The following is an 18,165-nucleotide window of genomic DNA, read 5'->3' as shown; positions in this document are numbered from 1 at the left end:
CAAAATCCATTCTAGGTAGGTCTTTATAAGCTACTTTACCAGACTTTACATCTTCATTATTCTCATTTGCCTTTACTTGACCCAGCAGAGATTGTGTTAGCTGAAATTCTAACGTAGTTACTGCACTAGATTTAGTATCAGAATTATTAACGCCAGATTCCTCTTGACTTTCATTACCTGAATCCTCAGAATGACGGCGCTCTTTTTCTTCTCGTTCTAAAATTTCAAACCCTTCTTCAGTGCCAGAATCCCTAGAATCTGATTTCTTTAAAATTTTGTTTGATTCCTGTGATACAAAATCTGAACCTAACATGTTTTTCCTCCTAATTAGTAGTTAAGCTAAGTGTAGCATTAAATGGCAATTTTGTCAACTTAGCAAGCATCTCTTCGTAGTCTACCAAGTTCTTATCTATTAATAATCAATACAATTATAATAAATTATTGAATGATAGACTACTATATTTATTCATTACCAGCCACAACAAGGTGTACTTTTTTGCGTAACATCAGCCTTTTCAACCTCATTATCCTCAAGTGAGCTTTGAGGTCTATAGCAGTACGTAACTGCAGCCGCAATAACACAAAGAGCTGCATTCCCACTGCTAACATTTCCAAGTAAACTGCAACAGCCACCCCTGAAACAATACCGGCTATTGCAAGCGCAGAAGCAGCTACAACATACTTCTTTGTATTTTGTGGATTTTTTTTGAGGCCACTTTTGCTGCTTTGCTCATTAATTCTTGGCAATTCTGTTTTTGGCTGTCCATTTCCGTTAGCAACTTGTTCTACATGCTCAGTAGGTTGATTGACGTTAATATCATTATTAACATCTTCAAATTCAATCGAAAGAAATTCATCTTCATCATCACTTGTTAATTCTACTCTGAAAGTACAAGGAACAGAATTACTAGAAACAGTACCATTAGCTGTTGCTTCAGCTTCCACTGTGTCAATTACAGATATTCTTGTTTCATGACCTTCTTCACTAATTTTTTCAAATGGAGAATTACTATTAGAGTCTGAGGAAGTTCCGGCAGAGCAATCACTTTTATCACCTTCAAGTTTAGAAAAATCATCCTTCTCAGAACTCAGTGATAGTGAATCTGATTCACTTCCTTCAGATTCCACCACAGGAACTTCTTGTCTACTTACAGTAGTTTCTACATCATTGCTCATTGATAATATGGCAATATTATCGAGTTCTTTTTTAAGAAACTCTTTAATTTTTTTGAGCTTTTTTCTAGATGCTGTACTTTGTTGCTTAACTCTCGTCTCATTAGCTTTCTTAAAAGCTTCATTCATGATAGGTTCTACATTATTGCCCTCTTGCTTTGCCTGCTCTACTAAAGACCTTACTTTTTTACAATCAAAACTAGAGATAGCATCAAACAACATTTCCCCTACGGTTTTTATATTTTGATCACTACTATGCATTTTACCCCTCCTATAATTATTACTTATAGCTTCTTTTGAAGCCTTTTTATTATCCATAATATTTTCTCCTTCATCAACAATACCGCTTTGTAGTTGTTGATTGTCAGTACTTTTGGATTCTTTAGTACTTAATTGATTATTATCTTCTTGATTCACTGCTTGGCTTGAGGTTGGAGCCTCATTTAGTATAGCCGAAGTATCTTGAGCATTTTTAACAGGAGATTCTTCATTGGGATCATTGCTACTTCTTTTTATTAGATCAGACTTGATCTTGCACAAAGTCTCCTCCATCTTTTTAAGCTTTTCATAACCTTCTTGAGAAATGTAACCATCATAATACTGCTGCTTGACAGAATATATATGACTTGCAATAGGTACAGTAGGATAACATCTCCATGGCTTGCTTTGCTCCTTGGTAAAACCACTTACTATTTCTAATGTTTTCTCTACTACTGGCAAACCTTCCTTAGATGATACATGAGTAACATGATCTTGAAAAAAGCCTATGTGATCAGCCAAGGCATTAACATCCTTATCATCCACTGCTTTTTTTACTAATTCTGGAATATGGCCCAGATCAAAAACTGTATCCTCAGGAATAATATCAAATGAATCTGAATTCACCTGTGTTGACAAATCTACAACAAATGAATTCTGACCTTCATCAATATTTTCAAGAAGAGACTCAATAATTGCGTTATCAACATCTTCAAAATGCATCTTTATATCATCTAACAAACTTTTGCCATCAACTTTGTAATTCTTTAATTTCTCAGGAATGGTAAGCGTTACCTTGCCGTCTTCATACTCTACTTTACCATCTTGAGATTTAAGCGTGAACTCTAAAATAGCATCAACCCTGCATATTTCTTTATCCAGTTGCTTAACAGGCATATTTGGACAATATTTAATATTTAAAGAATCCTGATCACTACAGACAATCTCTATATGTCTATCATTAGCATCAGGCAATTGCAAATCGTGTCCCAAAAATATAGGAGAGAGCTGCATTAACAAAGAGCCATCATAACCAGCCTGATTGCAACTATTAATTAATTCTTCTAATAGATTATCATTTGGAATTTCTGCTTTAGCATGTTCAAACATTTTTGTAAAAACATGTTTTGCGATTTGGCGTTGGTCATTTTGATTACATTTATCACGAAGCTGGCTAACGAAATTCTTGTCTATAACTTGACCATTAATTACAAAATCCATCCTGGGTAGGTCTTTGTAAGCTTGCTTGCCAGAATTTGCATCCCCATTATTCTCACTTGCCTTGACTTAGCAGAGATTGTGTTAGCTGAAACTTTAACGTATTTGCTCCATTAGAAGGCGTATCTTCAGTGTCAGAATTATCAACGCTAACTTCTTCTTGACTTTCATTACCTGAATCTCTGGAATGACGACGTTCCTTTTCTTTTTCTGCAGTATCTACTGCTGGTGACATAAGCCCAGCAGATAAATTCCAATCACCCATGTTTTACCCCCTAACTATTAGCTAAGTTAATTATAGCATTAAACAGAAATTTTGCCAAGCAAATTATTGAGTCTTTTAGCAAACAGACTTACGTCTTCCATCTCTTCGCCTTCCACTATACAAGCTTGATAGAACAATAAGTAAATCATATCTCCAAGTGTTGGGTTTTCACCATTTTCAGCGTGAGATTCCATTATGTTTCTTATCAAAGGATGCTTAATGTTAATTTCAAGTACTTTTGGCGTGCGGTAATTTAGCTGCTTCTGTTCACGTAAAAAACGCTCCATGCGAAGATCCATAGTTCCTTCATCAACTGCTAAACACACAGGACTGTCGGTCAATTTCTTAGAGATCTTTACACTTTTTACTAAGCTTCCAAGAACCTTAGTGAAGTATTCAAGTATAGAATCCGTGTTTTCTTCGCTTTTGTTTTCATCTGATTTATTTTCTTCATCTTTCTTACCTTCTTCTGAAGAGAATTTTTCTAAATCAACATCAGCGCGAGTTACAGATTTAAATTTTTGATCTTTATATTCATGAATCACGCTAGTCCAGAAATCATCAACTGGATCAACAAATAGAAGCACTTCCAATCCTTTGCTGACGAATCCTTCAAGTTGTGGACTGTTTTTTACTGAATCGAGACTATTTCCTGTGAGATAGTAGATATGTTCCTGTTCAGGCTTCATTCTGCTTATATAATCATCAATACTAACTAGCTTATCATCACTGGTGCTATGAAATCTGCAAATGGAAAGCAACGCTTCTCTTTCATCAGTTGGCATAGCTTCGCAAAGACCCTCTTTTAACACCGCACCAAAATTGCCCCAGAATTTTGTGTATTCCTCTAAATTATCTTTTGCTTTTTTGCCGAGCTCTGATACCACGCGTTTAGTTAGGGATTTCCCAATCTGCTCAACAACGCGATTATTCTGCAGTGTTTCTCTGCTGATGTTGAGAGGCAAATCTGGTGAATCAACCACACCTTTCAAGAAACGCAGGTATTGTGGTATAATTTGTACATTATCTTCAGTAATAAATACTTTATTGACATATAACTTTACAGAGCAGCGTCTATCTGGATGAAACAAATCATAAGGCTTAATAGAAGGAACATAAAGCAAGTTTGTATATTCTATTGCTCCTTCATTTTTATTATGCAGTATCATCCAAGGCTCACCGCCGACATGCGCAACACCGCGAAAAAAATCATTATGTTCTTCTTGAGTAACATCATTTTTTGGCTTAGTCCAAATTGCAGCTTTGCTGTTTAATTTTTCACTTTTTCCCTCTTCATTTACAAACTCAACGGGAAAATTTATGTGGTCAGAGTAAGTAGTAACAATGTTTTCAATACGGAATTTGTCTAAAAATTCGCTTTCTTCAGGACGCATGATGAGCGTAATTTTTGTGCCACGAGAGATTTGACCATCTAACTTGCTGATTGAATATTCTCCATCTCCTTTAGATTTCCATACCCAAGACTCTTCTTCTCCGGCTTTCCTTGACTCTACTATAACTTCTGAGGCAACCATGAAGCTTGAATAAAAACCAACACCAAACTTTCCAATCAGCTCTACAGCTTGGCTCGAATCTTTATTATTCTTAATTGCATTCAAGAATTTTTGCGTACCAGAACTTGCAATCGTGCCAAGATTATCTATTAAATCTTGCCTGTTCATGCCAATTCCATTGTCGGTTATATACAGCTCATTTTTATCTTTACTGGAGCTAATAGTAATCTTCAACTCATCACTTGAATCTAATAAATCAGCGTTTAATTGTGATTCATAGCGCAATTTATCACATGCATCTGATGCATTTGATATTAACTCACGCAAGAAAATATCCTTATTGGTATAAAGTGAATGAATTACTATATTTAGTACTTTGCCTACTTCAGCGTCAAATTTTAAATTTTCAATTTCTTGTACATCGTGCATTTTGAGCTCCATTATTAGCCTACTATTCTAATAATTTAAGTATTGCACCGCGATCTTTCAAGGTCATGTATGCTAAAATTTATGTGAGCCAGCTTATGGTTCCAACGCTAAACTGGAATAAGCACAACCATTGTGTCATGCAAATTAAAAAGAAAGTGCTAGAATATAATATCTCTTATTTGCTTCAAAGATTTGTTAGTCTTTGATTCTTTTTCTTTAAAAGTAGTCTCAAGAGAAGTTTTAAGCTTTTCCCATTCTTCCTGACCGTTTAGAATCAAAGCGCTATCAATCTTCTCCAGTGCTGTCTGAGGTGATGAATATAATTCTTCATACAAATCAGTGTTTACTAACTGTAGTATTACTAAAAATGTAAATAAATTCGGATCAACTTTCACATAACATAGCTTTATTTTCTTTACGCAGTACTGTATTGCTTTTAATGATAATGAGAAGCTTTCTGCGTAAAATATAAAGCTATCTATTATTAAACTCTTTGATTTTTTCGGTAATTCAGAACTTTCAAACAGTTTTCTTATAAACTGCTCTGTTGGCTGTTTTGGCAAATGCAAAGAGAGATCAGTAAAAGATTTTAGGCTAAAATTTGGTCCAAGTATTGTGCTGATTGCTCTTTGCACGTTACTTTTATCTTGACTAACAGAGATAATGAAAACCAGTCCTTCCACATCGAGCATATACTTTATGGATTCTAAAAAATCAACAATGAATTTAGGGCGGCATATATCAAGATCATCCACCATTATATAAATGTTTTTGTCTTTCCTGATTTTATTAACCACATCTGCTAGTTGTATTTTAAAATCTCTAATGTTCTCTTTTCTCCTTTGGAGAAGATTTAACTCACCCAAGACAAAACCAATGTCTTTCTTATCAGCCTCTTTTGCAGCATCGAGAAATACTGAAAGCATAGCAAGTGGAGATTTACTGATTAGCTTTCCTAATGTATTGAGAGAAAATAGTTCTTGGTTTATGTTTTTGAACTGCTGTATAACACTCCTTTTTACTTCGTATGATGCAAATAGATCCTCAAACAGGAAATGCAAAAAAGAAGGCAATGGTTGATCTAGCGCACTAATATCCCATGCGCTGTAATAAGCTGCAATTTCATTTTGCTGCTCTAGATCCTTTACCCATTCTTTCAAAAAAAACGTCTTACCCCATTTATCATATCCTTCTAAGGATACAATAGAAAAAGACTTACCAATTGTCTTGATTATAGAACTAAATTTACTTGCAACTTGTTTATAGCCTAAGCAATCATTCTCCCAAATTATTACCTTGGGCAATTGCTCCTCTTCTTTTTTTCTGAATCTTACTAATGATATAAGTTTTTTAAAGCACATAAGATCCTTATGCTATATTTTACTATAGTATCTTATAAGTTAAGGGTCCAGACAATCATTTGCTTAGTAATCCATGTTTTTCTAACACATTAATAGAAATGTTTTTCAAGCTACTTACAGGATCAAGTACACCACATGGATCATATGTGATAGTTTTTATTCCTGTTTTTTCTTCTATGCATCTTTCCATGTATTGCACGTAATTTTGTGTAAGATCGTCTATTACTTCCTGTGTTTCCTTTAAACTTTTACAATCTTTGAATTCAGTTACTAGTTGCTCAATTCCACTTTCATAGAGTCCAGAATAGTTTTGAATTATAAAACTCCTGTTTTTAATAGCTTTTTGTATTAAAGGAAACATCCCGTTTATATAAGCTAAGCTTCCTGCATCCAAACTGATATCTATTGTTAACTTTCCTTTTTCCTTCCATAAGTCTATTTTTTCCTCCATGATTTTCCTACTATCACAAGTTTTTATTAATTCTATTAGTGCAGAATTACCATACTTATCAGATACCCAGTCACTATGCACAAAGTTTGTATACACCAGCATTAATGGAAATATAAAGCTTAGGTTATCAATATATCGAACATATTCGTCTTGATTTAATTTTCTTATTATTTTGCTGAAATTAGGTTTAATAATAATATCCTTATATCGAGCATATTCGTCTTGATTTAATTCTCCTATTATTTTGCTGAAATTAGGTTTAATAATAATATCCTCATATCGAGCATATTCGTCTTGATTTAATTCTCTTATTATTTTGCTGAAATTAGGTTTAATAATAATATCCTCATATCGAGCATTTAATTCTCTTATTATTTTGCTGAAATCAGGTTTAATAATAATATCCTTTAATAAATCTGTATTGTGAAAATTAATATCGCTTTTTGTTAAGAGTAGATCATTTGATTTAAAATCAAACTCTTTTAATTTTTTCACTTCTAAATTAGGCACTTGTAGTCCTAAGTCAATCTTTATATCCTTTAATATGTATTCAATTCGTTTACTATCTGCGTATTTTTTGTTAAATAACGCGATGAAATCAAGAGTAGTTGATCTTGATTTTTTGATTAACCAATTATAAGTATAACGTACTCCATCTAGTACAAAAGTTAACATAACCCCTCATTTTAAAACACTATATTTAAATGTATAATATTTTCAATTAGTAAGCAAGTTTCTAGGCTGAAGCATGTCACAGTATTTTTAAAGTATGTTGCTCAGAAGAAATGGAATATTATTTAATATCCTGTCTTGAAGTAAGCGCTATCTTCAGTGTCCCTTCATCTAGGTAGTCAATTTCTCCACCTATCGGTATGCCGCAAGCAAGGCGCGATATTTTTACATTTGAATTCTTTAGCAATTCAATTATGTAATGTGCGGTAACTTGACCCTCTAATGTCGGATTGATTGCAATAATGACCTCTTCAATTTTAAATTCTGTAACTCTTTTAGGAATATTATCAAGATTGAGTTCTTTGGGACCTATACCATTTATTGCTGATAGCCTTCCACCCAAAACATGATACATACCTGAATATATATTCCCTTTTTCAAATGACCATAGATCACCCAATTCTTCTACTACACACATTAAGTTGGTGTCACGCTTTGGGTTAATACAAATAGAGCACGGCGATTTAGTATCTAGGTTTCCACAAATCTTACATTCTATTATAAGATCTGCTAGCTCTTTAATCAAAGATGCAAGTGGTAGCATGACTTTCTCTTTATTTTGGAGCAAATGTATAACTAACCTTCTTGATGACGATGGCCCTAAACTTGGCAATTTAGAAAAAGCATGAACTAGATTCCTTATATTAATGTTCATTCAGTAAATTCAAGATAGTTCAAAAATGATAACATCAAACCTTTCGTAAAGAAAGTAGTAAGTCTTTATATTGATTAGCTATAGAAAAATTTTTCCACTTTTCTCAGAAGTTGTCTTGAAAAAAGTAATGTAATCACAATCTACTGTAACTTAAGTCTGACTCAGATGTAACTGAAGTTATCTCAGACATTTGAGTATTTGTTCTAGTATTTCTTTTTTGAAAATGACGCAATTTATTTTTCAACATATTTCTTTCTTCTACATAACTGTCTGACTCTTTATTCAAACTAGAATTTTTTTCTTCATACTTGGAAAGTATTGTATCGATCAAATAATTAAAAAATAATATTAGACCTGTAGTGTTGGCAAGCAATGCAAGAGAATAATATAACATATCTTCACTCACTTTTTCATTTATTATGTCATGGGAATTTCTATACATTCTAAAACAAGAGCCAAAGGCTGCTAAGCATACACAAGTAAGTTTTGTTTTGCTTAGGACGCACTTAATTCGCGCTAATTTTTTATTATTATCTTCTAATTTTATACGCAACTCACTAATTTTACTACTATAGTGCTTAATAAACAATTCTATTGCCTCTTGGTCATTAGTATAATTAGATGCTTTGTAATATAATTATATGCTTTGTAAGATTCCTTATCTATTAGTTCAGTATCCATATCCTTTGATTTTAGAAGCTCTTTGATTGCTTCATTTTTGTTAAGAAGCACAGCTTCGTGTAGAGGTGTATACTCATTTTCAACATCTTTTCTTCTGTTAATATTTTCACGAGTTAAGTAGTTAAAAAGAGCTGAAATGCATTCTGAATTATTACCTTCAATAGCCAGAGTAATTACGTCTTTTCCGCCTTCGTTCTTAGTATTAATAACTTTGAAAAGCGGCTTTTCATTCTCTTGCTTATGTTCAAAATATTTGTGCTTGTAAAACTCATTCGCACGGTATGGCTCCTTAAGGACACACAAAAGCTTTTTTACAAAATCAGCACGATTTTTTTTAATAGCCGCATGTAAAGGTGTGTCCTGATTTTTCTCATCTTGCAACAATAAGGCATCATACAAACAACCATCTTTATATAGGGAGTTAATCTCTTGATCAAAAGAGATATCTTCTTCTCCTTTACAGATATTTAGTAGCCGTGACCCTATACTTTCTGTAGTACTATAATCAATTGCAGGGCTACGTTGCACTTTAGATTGATAAAGGGTTACGTTCATACTATTCCTACCTTTAAACAACCCAGTTATACCTCTAAATATTCCAGCTATACCTGATTCACTCCGAGCAGCAAAAGGCGTTTTATCTTGAATGTGAATCTCAACATTTTCATTAGAAAAAAGTTCTAAAACATGCGAGCTGCCTCTTCTACTGGAAAAAGGCGCCTCATTCTTTTTATCTTTAGCTTTAACACTATTCTCTAGCTTTTCATTCGAAGCACTTATAGGGTTAGCTAAACAATCAAAATCCTTATTTTTAGATACAAAGTCTTCTGATTGAAAATTTGCTGCAGCGTTTATTTCACCTTTCATATTTCTTTTTTCACAGAAGTTGCATTTCAGGTAGGGTATCTCATCTTTAAAATTTTTCAACTCTATTTAAATTTTTTTAAAATAGTTTTTGATAAAAATACTTATGAAACTAACTTCTGTGTTAATTTTTTAGAAGATTTTATAGCTAAAAAATTACTTCCGCATATTTTAAATCTGATTACAATTACAGTTAGAGATATTTATTGAGCTCAAAAATCTATCTCCGTCTGCAGACTTTTTTATTAAACTCATTAAAAAATGTAGCGTATCCTCTTCAGAGCATATCTGTCGTATGTTCACTGCATTTTTTCTAATCTTTTTTATACAGGGGGATCTTATGTTCAGAATTCCAGATACTTGACCTTTACTTTAGCTAATAAAAACCAACTGGTACCTGCGGTTTTTATAGCTACGTTTTCTCAAACAAGTTTTAAATGAATAGATTTCTTGCATAATAAGATGTCATCCAAGTGCTTGACACTGGGATCCAATAAGAAAAATGCGCTGGAACTTTCGAATTCTAGTTATGCAAGAAATCTAATGTTAAAAAACTCACAGTTATCCTAGTACTGCTTTATTATCTGCAGTCTTTTCATGCTCGACAGAAGAGAGTTGAGGATTAACAGCTTCTTCTATCGATTTAGCCTGTTTATAGTCTTGACTTAGGAAATATATAGCCACTCCAACTGCTATTCCAGCAACAAGAGCAGATACTGCGAGTGTGCATAATATAATAGTCATTGAAGGGACTAAAGCACTACCAACACCGAGTCCAATGCCAAGAAAAACGCCAGGTATAATGCCAATCAAACTATTACATCTAGCACTTTCTTTTTTCGATTTAGCTTGGTCTTTCATACATTCGATGAGTACTTTTTTTGTATCTCCTTGAGCTAAATCTAATGGAATTTTATTTCCTTTATTCTTTAACAAAGGATTTGCATTCTTCTGAAAAAGAACTTTTATTGCGTCAGTGTTATTGATTATAACAGCTTGGTGTAATAATGTATTTCCACTTTGATCTCGAAAATTGATCAATTTGTAGAAATACTGAGGAGTAACAAATTGATGCACTGCTTTATCTAAGATATTCATTACATTTTGAAATGATAATCTCTCTCCTTTCTCAGACCTTGCTCTATCGTGTTTAATACAGTGATGCAAGATAGAGTATACTATCTTTCCTCCTTCCTTATTGATAAGATTTCCATTTACAGGGGCTCTATTTGAAATAGCCAGTTTGAATAACTCCTTGTTAATCACAATTTCCTTATTATCATTAAGATACTTTTGCAATTCTATAACTTTTTTATCATAATCCTTGTCTCGATTATTAATGATTTTAAGCAAAGCAGTCATATTATCTCCTTATTCTAATTATATCAATAATATAATAAATCCTAATAAAAGTCAAATTTTTAATTAAAAAATTAGTATAGTTTATTATTAATTTATAGAAACGTCAAACAAATTCCAACAACATCAAAAGAAACTCACAGGATCAACATCTATTGTTATTGCAATGTTTGAACTCAAGTTACAGCAATGTTTCAGCTTTTTCTTTATGAATAGACTATGTTTATTGTGTATTTTGAGTAACACTCTATAACGATATTTATTGTTTAAAAAATTTATTGCTGCTGGTGATGGGCCAAAAATTTCAAATTCTTTCAATGTCAAGTGCTGAGAGGTAGTTGAAAATTGATTATGCAAAAAGTTTGTTATCTCATTTGCTGCTTTCTGCGTTGCAAATTGATCCTTACCACAAACTATAAGCGCTATTAGTCTACTAAATGGGGGCATTTTAGCTTTGCTTCTTGACTCAAGTTCAATTTCATAAAACAAATCCCTTTTTTGCTGCTGCAATGCTTTTATTATCAAACTTTCAGGATTATTGGTTTGCACTATTACCGTTCCTTTTTCGTTGAACCTCCCAGATCTACCCGCAACTTGATGCAATAATTGATACGTCTTTTCTGCTGCCCTGAGGTCAGAATTTTCAAGGCCTAAATCTGCGTTTATCACTCCAACCAAAGTTAACTTAGGGAAATTATGCCCTTTAGCAATCACTTGTGTACCGATTATAATATTCACCTCTTCCTTGAGCACTGAGTCAATGACGCTACCAAGCGATTTCTGATCGCTGCTGATAATTGCAGTTTTTGCATTTGGTAATAGTTTTACTATCTCTTCAAGTAACCTCTCAATTCCTATACCACAAAGGGATAATGACTGCTCACTTTGACAATTCGAGCATTTTTCTGGAAGTTTTGATTGGTAAGAACAATGGTGACACAAAAGGACGTTCTTTTTCTTGTGATACGTAAGCCAAACAGCACAATTTGAGCAGGAAATTTTATATCCACATTTTTTACAAACTGCAAGTTGCGCATACCCCCTGCGGTTTAGAAAGAGCATACCTTGCTGTTTTTTCTCTATGGTTTGTTTTATTCCTTCGAAAAGTTCATTGGAAATCCATTGCTTATTATTCACTACTTTTATTTGTGGCAACTCTGCACCACCGAATCGTCTAGTCAACTTTACATGATTGTAATTCCCTTTTTTAACATGATAAATTGTTTCAAGTAGCGGAGTGGCGGATGACAAAATAATCGGAATATTTTCGAGTTTGGCTAAGATAATGGCCATATCTCGAGCATTATATATAATCCCCTGTTCTTGTTTAAAGGATGAGTCATGCTCTTCATCGACGATAATTAATTTTAGGTTTTTATAAGGCAAAAAAAGTGCTGACCTTGCCCCAATAATTATCTGCGCACTTCCATTTGCGATACTGAGCCAATTATTTCGGCGAGCTTTGGGAGTAAGTCCTGAATGCCACTCAGCTATATTTCCAGATATCTGACTGTGAACACGATTTACCAATTGTGAAGTTAGGACAATTTCTGGCAGAAGGATAAGGACTTGTACATTATCTCCTTCTGTTGTCATTCCAGTGTGTAACCTTTTGGTGTTTGAACATTTGCAGGTAGTTTGAGTAGTAGATGATGTCATTCCAGTGCTTGACACTGGAATCCAGTCTTTATCGTACAAATGATTAGTGTACTGATTTGAAATTAAGTTTTCTGGATCCCAGTGTCGGGGCACTGGGATGACATCCTTTTTGGTAAAAATTACTCTTATATTGTAACATTCGTCTAGTTGTGTATTGAACGCTGGAATATTCTTAATTAAATGTTCAATCACAGAGAGATAAACTTCCGTTTTTCCAGACCCGGTTTCACCGTCAAGTAAAGTTACTGAATACTCATTCAAATTACTTATTATTTTATCTCGAGCTGCTTGCTGCTCAGGGTTTAATTGGTAGTCTATTTCACTTATTTCCTGCTTAATTGGTAGTCTATTTTGCTTATTTCTTGCTTTTCCTTAGTGCAAACTAACTTATCTATTTGATTTACCTTTAACACTCCTCCCATTATCACTTTGGCAAGCATACCAATAGGTATTACATTATACTGCGCAACCCACTCTGCAAATTCGATCAGTTTTGGTCTGATGCTCGGTAAATCGCTCTTTTGTTCAATGCATTTTAATTCTCGATCACTCTTGCCGCTATATTTCCAAACTATTCCAATCAAACGCTTTTTACCAAACGGTACTACTACGTAATCTCCAATTGAAATTTCAGTGTTTTCTTCAACTATATAGGAAAATAGCTGATCAATTGGAAGTGGCAGTAATACGTCAACTGTTTTTGTCATAAGTTAGCGCTGTTTTTAGATACATAAAGAAGCCTTAATGCTTTTTTCATAGTACACAATTTATAATCATAAATACTGGAAATGTGAGGAAATTCTGTATGTTTAGCGATAAAATAGTTCTAGATTTTGAAATAGAAAAAGGTGACCGAATAGATCGGTGTTACTTCTCTACACGCATCAAACTTACAGATAAGAGCAAGAGTCTTCTATGTGAAAAGCTCGGTAAACTTAACAAATTAGATGATTACTTTAATCTTAATCCTGAGAATTTTTATATTTATTACAACAAATATAGTGGGCACTATGGTATAAATGAGCTATATGTCAGAGATGATAATGGTAGATATTTAGCTACTAAACTTCCACTTGATCACAACGGATTTTCGATAGAGTTATCATTCGATGAGGTGAATTATGGTTTTTATCCTCTCTATGCAATCTATAACCCTAATCAATATGATAAAAAGCAGGAAAAGAGCTTCGTAGATAACGGTGAATTGCAGCCATTTGTGTCAAGTGTATTGGATTACTTTCTAAATGGCTTAACCATTCAAGATATGTTTTTGCAAATACGAAATGAGCTTGTCGAAAAAGAAACAAAATTAGAAGAAGACAGAAGAAAAGCAGAGGAAGAATTAAATCAAAAGAATGAAAAGTTAAGAGAACTCATAGGAAATGATGAGATTAAAGTACTTAAAGTAATAAAAGGCCATAGTATTGGGAATGGACGTTCAGCGGCAATTTTACAGCTTAATGGTGATCTTGATGCAAGTAAATACTACATAGCAGAGTATGAAGGCAATGAATACTTACATTGCACGAGCTCTGGTTATGACATACTGCTTGACCAGAGCGATTTATTTTTTGTTCTGAATAGCAGCTCTTATCTTGAACTTGCAAGCGGTTTTTACTCAATACCTGCTGCTGGCAGCTATGCTAAATATCTCGATACTAAGAATGTGCTTTTTCGCGATGATCAACTATCTAAGCAGTTGTGTAAAAACAAGGTAAAGGCTGAATCTACAGTTAACGCATTTTTCTCAAGACTTATTTATAGTGAAAATTTTTAAGAGGTGAATATGAAATTTAAAACAAATTCTGAATATGATAAATCACAAACTTTGATTAAAAAATTATTTCCAAATACAGAGAGTATAGTAATAAACGATCAGCTTACAATAGAAGTAAAATATGGGGGATTAGCTAGTTATACCCCTGAGTATATAAAACAAACTGTAAAAGATGCTTACGGAGCCTGGTCTGATAATTTCTATTCACAAAAAAGCGTTCATTCTGGTCCAGTAAAATTGAAGCTTTATGTGCTGAAAAATTACGATGATTACAAAGCTCACATCAAGGAACTTTCAGGTGGTAAAGACCATAGAGAATTATGGGGTGGTGGAACAGTAAGAGCACACGAAGCTGACGGCACGATAGCAAAGACTTTTATTGTTGGAGATGTAAATGGCTTACTTTGTGCAAAATCTAAAATTTTAATGGAAAAAATGAGCGATGCATTTCTTGAGTACTCTACCGGTAATATGGAGACAGTACCTGAAGTTTTACGTACCGGTATGAAGCTTTTCATGTGGAGTTATGATGCAGCTAAAAAAGAAAGTACTCGCGATATTCATTATACAAAAGAAGCATACAATAAAATGCATGAATCTGGGCATGATACACCATATAAAATAGCAAGTATGTCTAACGACTATAGAATATCAGATTGCTTAGTGACATTCCTACAAGAAAAACATCCTCAATTCATAAAGCAATTGCTTACTGAGATGTCCTTCAATAGAGTAGAAGCGATATCAAAATTCAAGCATCTTTTGAATAACTCAGAAGTTGAAAAAGAATTTAAGCAGTGGATGGATGTAAAAAGTGGCAATAAAATTGTAGCAGATCTTGTGCCAGATAGTGAAGTTATGACTTTCGGCGAACACAAGCTTCAAATAAACATAAAACATGATGATGATGAATTAACTCAGAGCAAATTGAGTAGTGTAAAAAATGCCATCGAGAGTACTATAAAAGATTTTGATTCAGCATTTGGCATTAATAATTCTCAGCCTTGGCACAACATACCAAATAAAGTTAATGTTTTCGTATTTAATGCAAAGAGTGACTACGAAAATTATCTTAAGGAGTTGAACGTTAACTATAAAGACGCTTCTGGCTTAACAGTTCAAGGGACAGTTCAAGGGCGTGGCTCAGAAGTTCATGTTTATTTTTATCTACAAGACCAATTTGATGACTCGTGTAAAACTTTAAAACACGAATTGGGGCACGCCTTAACTATCATTAATTCCTATTATGGTACAGGTGAAGTTTTGTCTAAGGCTATGCATGAAGGAATTGCTAACTATATGGCAAGTTTGGAAGATGGTCAGCATGTCAATGACCATGGAGATAAAGAGGCCTTGATTGCAATAAGAAATAAAGATCTCAAACCAGATGAGATACTGCGCAATAATATTATAAGCAATAAAGGTGAACATTATCACTCAGATGCTGAACAAGTGATCAAATTTCTTGAAGATAAACACCCAGATATGATTGATAATTTGCTCAAGAGCCTTTCTAAATCTGATACGAATGGGTCTAAAGGTAATAAATTATTTGAAGATTTTTTGGCTGAGCTAAAAGGTTATACTCAGGAGTTTAAACAGTGGGTCAAGGCTGAGCTGAATGGTGAACAACATATGGAATATAATGTTGTTGAATCTAACAGTGTTGAAAATTCAACAAGCCAACAAAGTGCTGGCAAGGGTCTGTATGGTTATAGTCCAGTAAATCATGTAGGTAATGCTAAAACTAAGGCAGAAAGTATCAGTAGAGAAGATTCTATGCAACCTGCTAAAAAAGCGAGTGAAGACGAACAAGGAAAAGCTGTTACAACAAAAGTTATGAAGTATAATAAACAGCCTTTCTTAAAGGTGAATATTGATGACAATAATGTAGAAAACACTATAGGAAAAGTAAACGAGATAAATAAGGTAACAGGTGCGACTAGTTTACATTTTGCTGCTTCATTGGGAGATTTAAGCAAAGTAGCAACGCTACTAAAACACAATTCATATATTGATACAAGAGACCATAATGGACAAACGCCACTACATTATGCCATTCAGTCAGGAAATACGGAAGTAGCAAAATATCTTATTGATCATGGAGCAAATCTTAATGTTCATGACAATTATTATCAGAAAACTAATACTAAATATGTGTATTATAAGACACCTTTACACTATGCTATTGAGTCTGGAAATATAGAGATAGCTAAATACTTAATAGATCGTGGTGCAAATACTAATATTCAAGATGCTTATTCCAAAACGCCATTATACAGTGCTATTTATTCAGGTAATACAGAAATAGTGAAGTATCTATTAGATCATAACGCAGATCCTAATAGTAAAAGTTATTATACTTTTCCGTTACTTGCTGCTATTAAGCTAGGGAATGTGGAAATAGTTAAGAGTTTAATTGAGTATGGCGCAGATTTTGGTATCAAGAACACGTCAGCTCAAACACTGTTGCACTATGCAATTGAGCTAAAACATACGGAAATTGCTAAATACTTAATAGATCATGGTATAGATGTTGATACCCGTGATATTGGCTCTGGTAAATCTCCACTACATTTTGCCATGCACATGAAAAATATGGAAGTAGTTAAATATCTCATAGAGTATAATGCGGATATTGATATTCAGGATAGCTACGGCTTAACACCTTTGCATCTTGCTGTTGATCTTGGGAATAAGAAGATGATAGAGCAGTTAGTTGAAAAAGGTGCGAATATTAATGCTCAGGATAATGATGGTTGGACACCTTTAGTTCATGCAGTGAGGCATGGAAAGTTAGATACAATAGAATATCTAATAAAAAACAAAGCTGACGTTGACGTTGTAGGCAAAGATGGCAGGACACTTATTGAACATGCTGAGTTATGGGCAGAAGGGAAAGGGCTAGAAAGAGATGTAATACATAGCAAAGGCGATAATGATTCTTATTATCGTGAGCTTTCAAAAGAGGCTGCAACTTGGGAAAAAGCTGGAAAGGATATGCTTAGCTATCTCAAAAAAATTACTACGCAAGAAAACGATATAGACCAAATGCCAGCAGATCAACCTGCAAGTGAAGAAAGGAATAAAAGGTCGCTAATAGGAGACGAAGAGAAGCAAGAGGAAACAATTGTTATAGATAATGTGAAAGAAGAATCACAACATCCTTTAAAAATCAAAGTGGGTGAGGCTGTTGAAATAGGGAAATATAAGGTAGAACTGCAAGTTACGTATGATGATGTAAGAAATTTTTATGACACTATACGTGGTAAATATCATGATGGTAGTGGATACAATTATGAGAAAGTAATGGTTTTGTACAATGAAATTGTTAGGCCAGCATCACAGCATCATGATGAACCATTTACTCTTGCTGAGTCCTATATTGCAGATGGGCATCTATTTATTAAAAATCAAGATTTTGGAATTTTGAATGATTTTAATGAGATGTTCTATAAAAGTGATGAGTTTATGTAACATAAAAGGTGGATGAGAATTAATTGATATAAGGAATTAGATCTTCCACTGTCATCCCAGTGTTTCTTTCTCCTGCCATTCCGGCATTTCCTTCTCCTGTCATCCCAGTGCCCCGACACTGGGATCCAGTGTTCATATAATCTCATCACAAACGTTTATTTTAATTTAAGACCAATACCCAATTTAGAATCAAAATTCCTAGATAAGCACTGACCATCCACTATGTAATTTACTTTTTTATATAATAAATAATACTAATTTACTAATATATTAATTGACAGGTGGCGTGGGT

Annotated in this window: 13 protein-coding genes and 1 pseudogene; 2 read left to right on the top strand and 12 right to left on the bottom strand. The window is 33.7% G+C overall.

Annotated features, from left to right (window positions below; translation table 11 throughout):
- The 12 genes and pseudogenes from BBB02_RS02360 to BBB02_RS06365 form a co-directional block, all read right to left on the bottom strand.
- Window positions 1-313, bottom strand: a pseudogene (locus BBB02_RS02360) (hypothetical protein); the annotation flags it as partial.
- Window positions 314-462: 149 nt separating this feature from the next.
- Window positions 463-2,652, bottom strand: a complete 2,190-nt coding sequence (locus BBB02_RS06180; protein WP_179948514.1) for a TomO hydrophobic C-terminal domain-containing protein — start codon at window positions 2,650-2,652, stop codon at window positions 463-465.
- Window positions 2,653-2,704: 52 nt separating this feature from the next.
- Window positions 2,705-2,914 (bottom strand): hypothetical protein, encoded by a 210-nt coding sequence (locus tag BBB02_RS06175; RefSeq protein ID WP_179948513.1) that lies wholly within the window; start codon window positions 2,912-2,914, stop codon window positions 2,705-2,707.
- A 38-nt stretch (window positions 2,915-2,952) separates the two neighbouring features.
- Window positions 2,953-4,857, bottom strand: a complete 1,905-nt coding sequence (gene htpG / locus BBB02_RS02345; protein ID WP_127463856.1) for a molecular chaperone HtpG — start codon at window positions 4,855-4,857, stop codon at window positions 2,953-2,955.
- Window positions 4,858-5,015: 158 nt separating this feature from the next.
- Complete coding sequence (locus tag BBB02_RS02340) at window positions 5,016-6,218, bottom strand: KAP family P-loop NTPase fold protein (protein WP_127463855.1); 1,203 nt, start codon at window positions 6,216-6,218, stop codon at window positions 5,016-5,018.
- A 55-nt stretch (window positions 6,219-6,273) separates the two neighbouring features.
- Entirely contained in the window at window positions 6,274-7,344 is a 1,071-nt protein-coding gene (locus tag BBB02_RS02335) for a hypothetical protein (RefSeq protein WP_127463854.1), read from the bottom strand.
- A 118-nt stretch (window positions 7,345-7,462) separates the two neighbouring features.
- Window positions 7,463-8,050 (bottom strand): recombination mediator RecR, encoded by a 588-nt coding sequence (gene recR / locus BBB02_RS02330; protein WP_179948521.1) that lies wholly within the window; start codon window positions 8,048-8,050, stop codon window positions 7,463-7,465.
- Between the two features lie 139 nt (window positions 8,051-8,189).
- Window positions 8,190-8,645, bottom strand: a complete 456-nt coding sequence (locus BBB02_RS06370) for a hypothetical protein (protein WP_245970174.1) — start codon at window positions 8,643-8,645, stop codon at window positions 8,190-8,192.
- A 2-nt stretch (window positions 8,646-8,647) separates the two neighbouring features.
- Window positions 8,648-9,604 carry an ankyrin repeat domain-containing protein gene (locus BBB02_RS02325; RefSeq protein ID WP_245970173.1) on the bottom strand — a complete coding sequence of 319 codons (957 nt, stop codon included), beginning with the start codon at window positions 9,602-9,604 and terminating at the stop codon, window positions 8,648-8,650.
- Window positions 9,605-10,162: 558 nt separating this feature from the next.
- A complete protein-coding gene (locus BBB02_RS02315) occupies window positions 10,163-10,963 on the bottom strand; it encodes an ankyrin repeat domain-containing protein (RefSeq protein ID WP_127463852.1) in 801 nt (266 codons plus the stop codon).
- Window positions 10,964-11,086: 123 nt separating this feature from the next.
- A complete protein-coding gene (gene priA, locus BBB02_RS02310) occupies window positions 11,087-12,880 on the bottom strand; it encodes a replication restart helicase PriA (RefSeq protein WP_245970172.1) in 1,794 nt (597 codons plus the stop codon).
- Window positions 12,881-12,942: 62 nt separating this feature from the next.
- Window positions 12,943-13,326 carry a primosomal protein N' family DNA-binding protein gene (locus BBB02_RS06365; RefSeq protein WP_245970171.1) on the bottom strand — a complete coding sequence of 128 codons (384 nt, stop codon included), beginning with the start codon at window positions 13,324-13,326 and terminating at the stop codon, window positions 12,943-12,945.
- A gap of 98 nt (window positions 13,327-13,424) precedes the next feature.
- Here BBB02_RS06365 and BBB02_RS02305 point away from each other — a divergent pair, with 98 nt between their 5' ends.
- Window positions 13,425-14,396, top strand: a complete 972-nt coding sequence (locus BBB02_RS02305; RefSeq protein WP_127463851.1) for a hypothetical protein — start codon at window positions 13,425-13,427, stop codon at window positions 14,394-14,396.
- 9 nt (window positions 14,397-14,405) lie between these two features.
- Entirely contained in the window at window positions 14,406-17,873 is a 3,468-nt protein-coding gene (locus BBB02_RS02300; protein ID WP_127463850.1) for an ankyrin repeat domain-containing protein, read from the top strand.
- The last annotated feature ends 292 nt before the right edge of the window (window positions 17,874-18,165 follow it).

It is taken from the genome of Wolbachia endosymbiont of Bemisia tabaci (assembly GCF_003999585.1).
Classification (GTDB): Bacteria; Pseudomonadota; Alphaproteobacteria; order Rickettsiales; family Anaplasmataceae; genus Wolbachia.
Note: the sequence above shows the minus strand (reverse complement) of the source record. Positions and strands in the feature narration are given on the sequence as shown.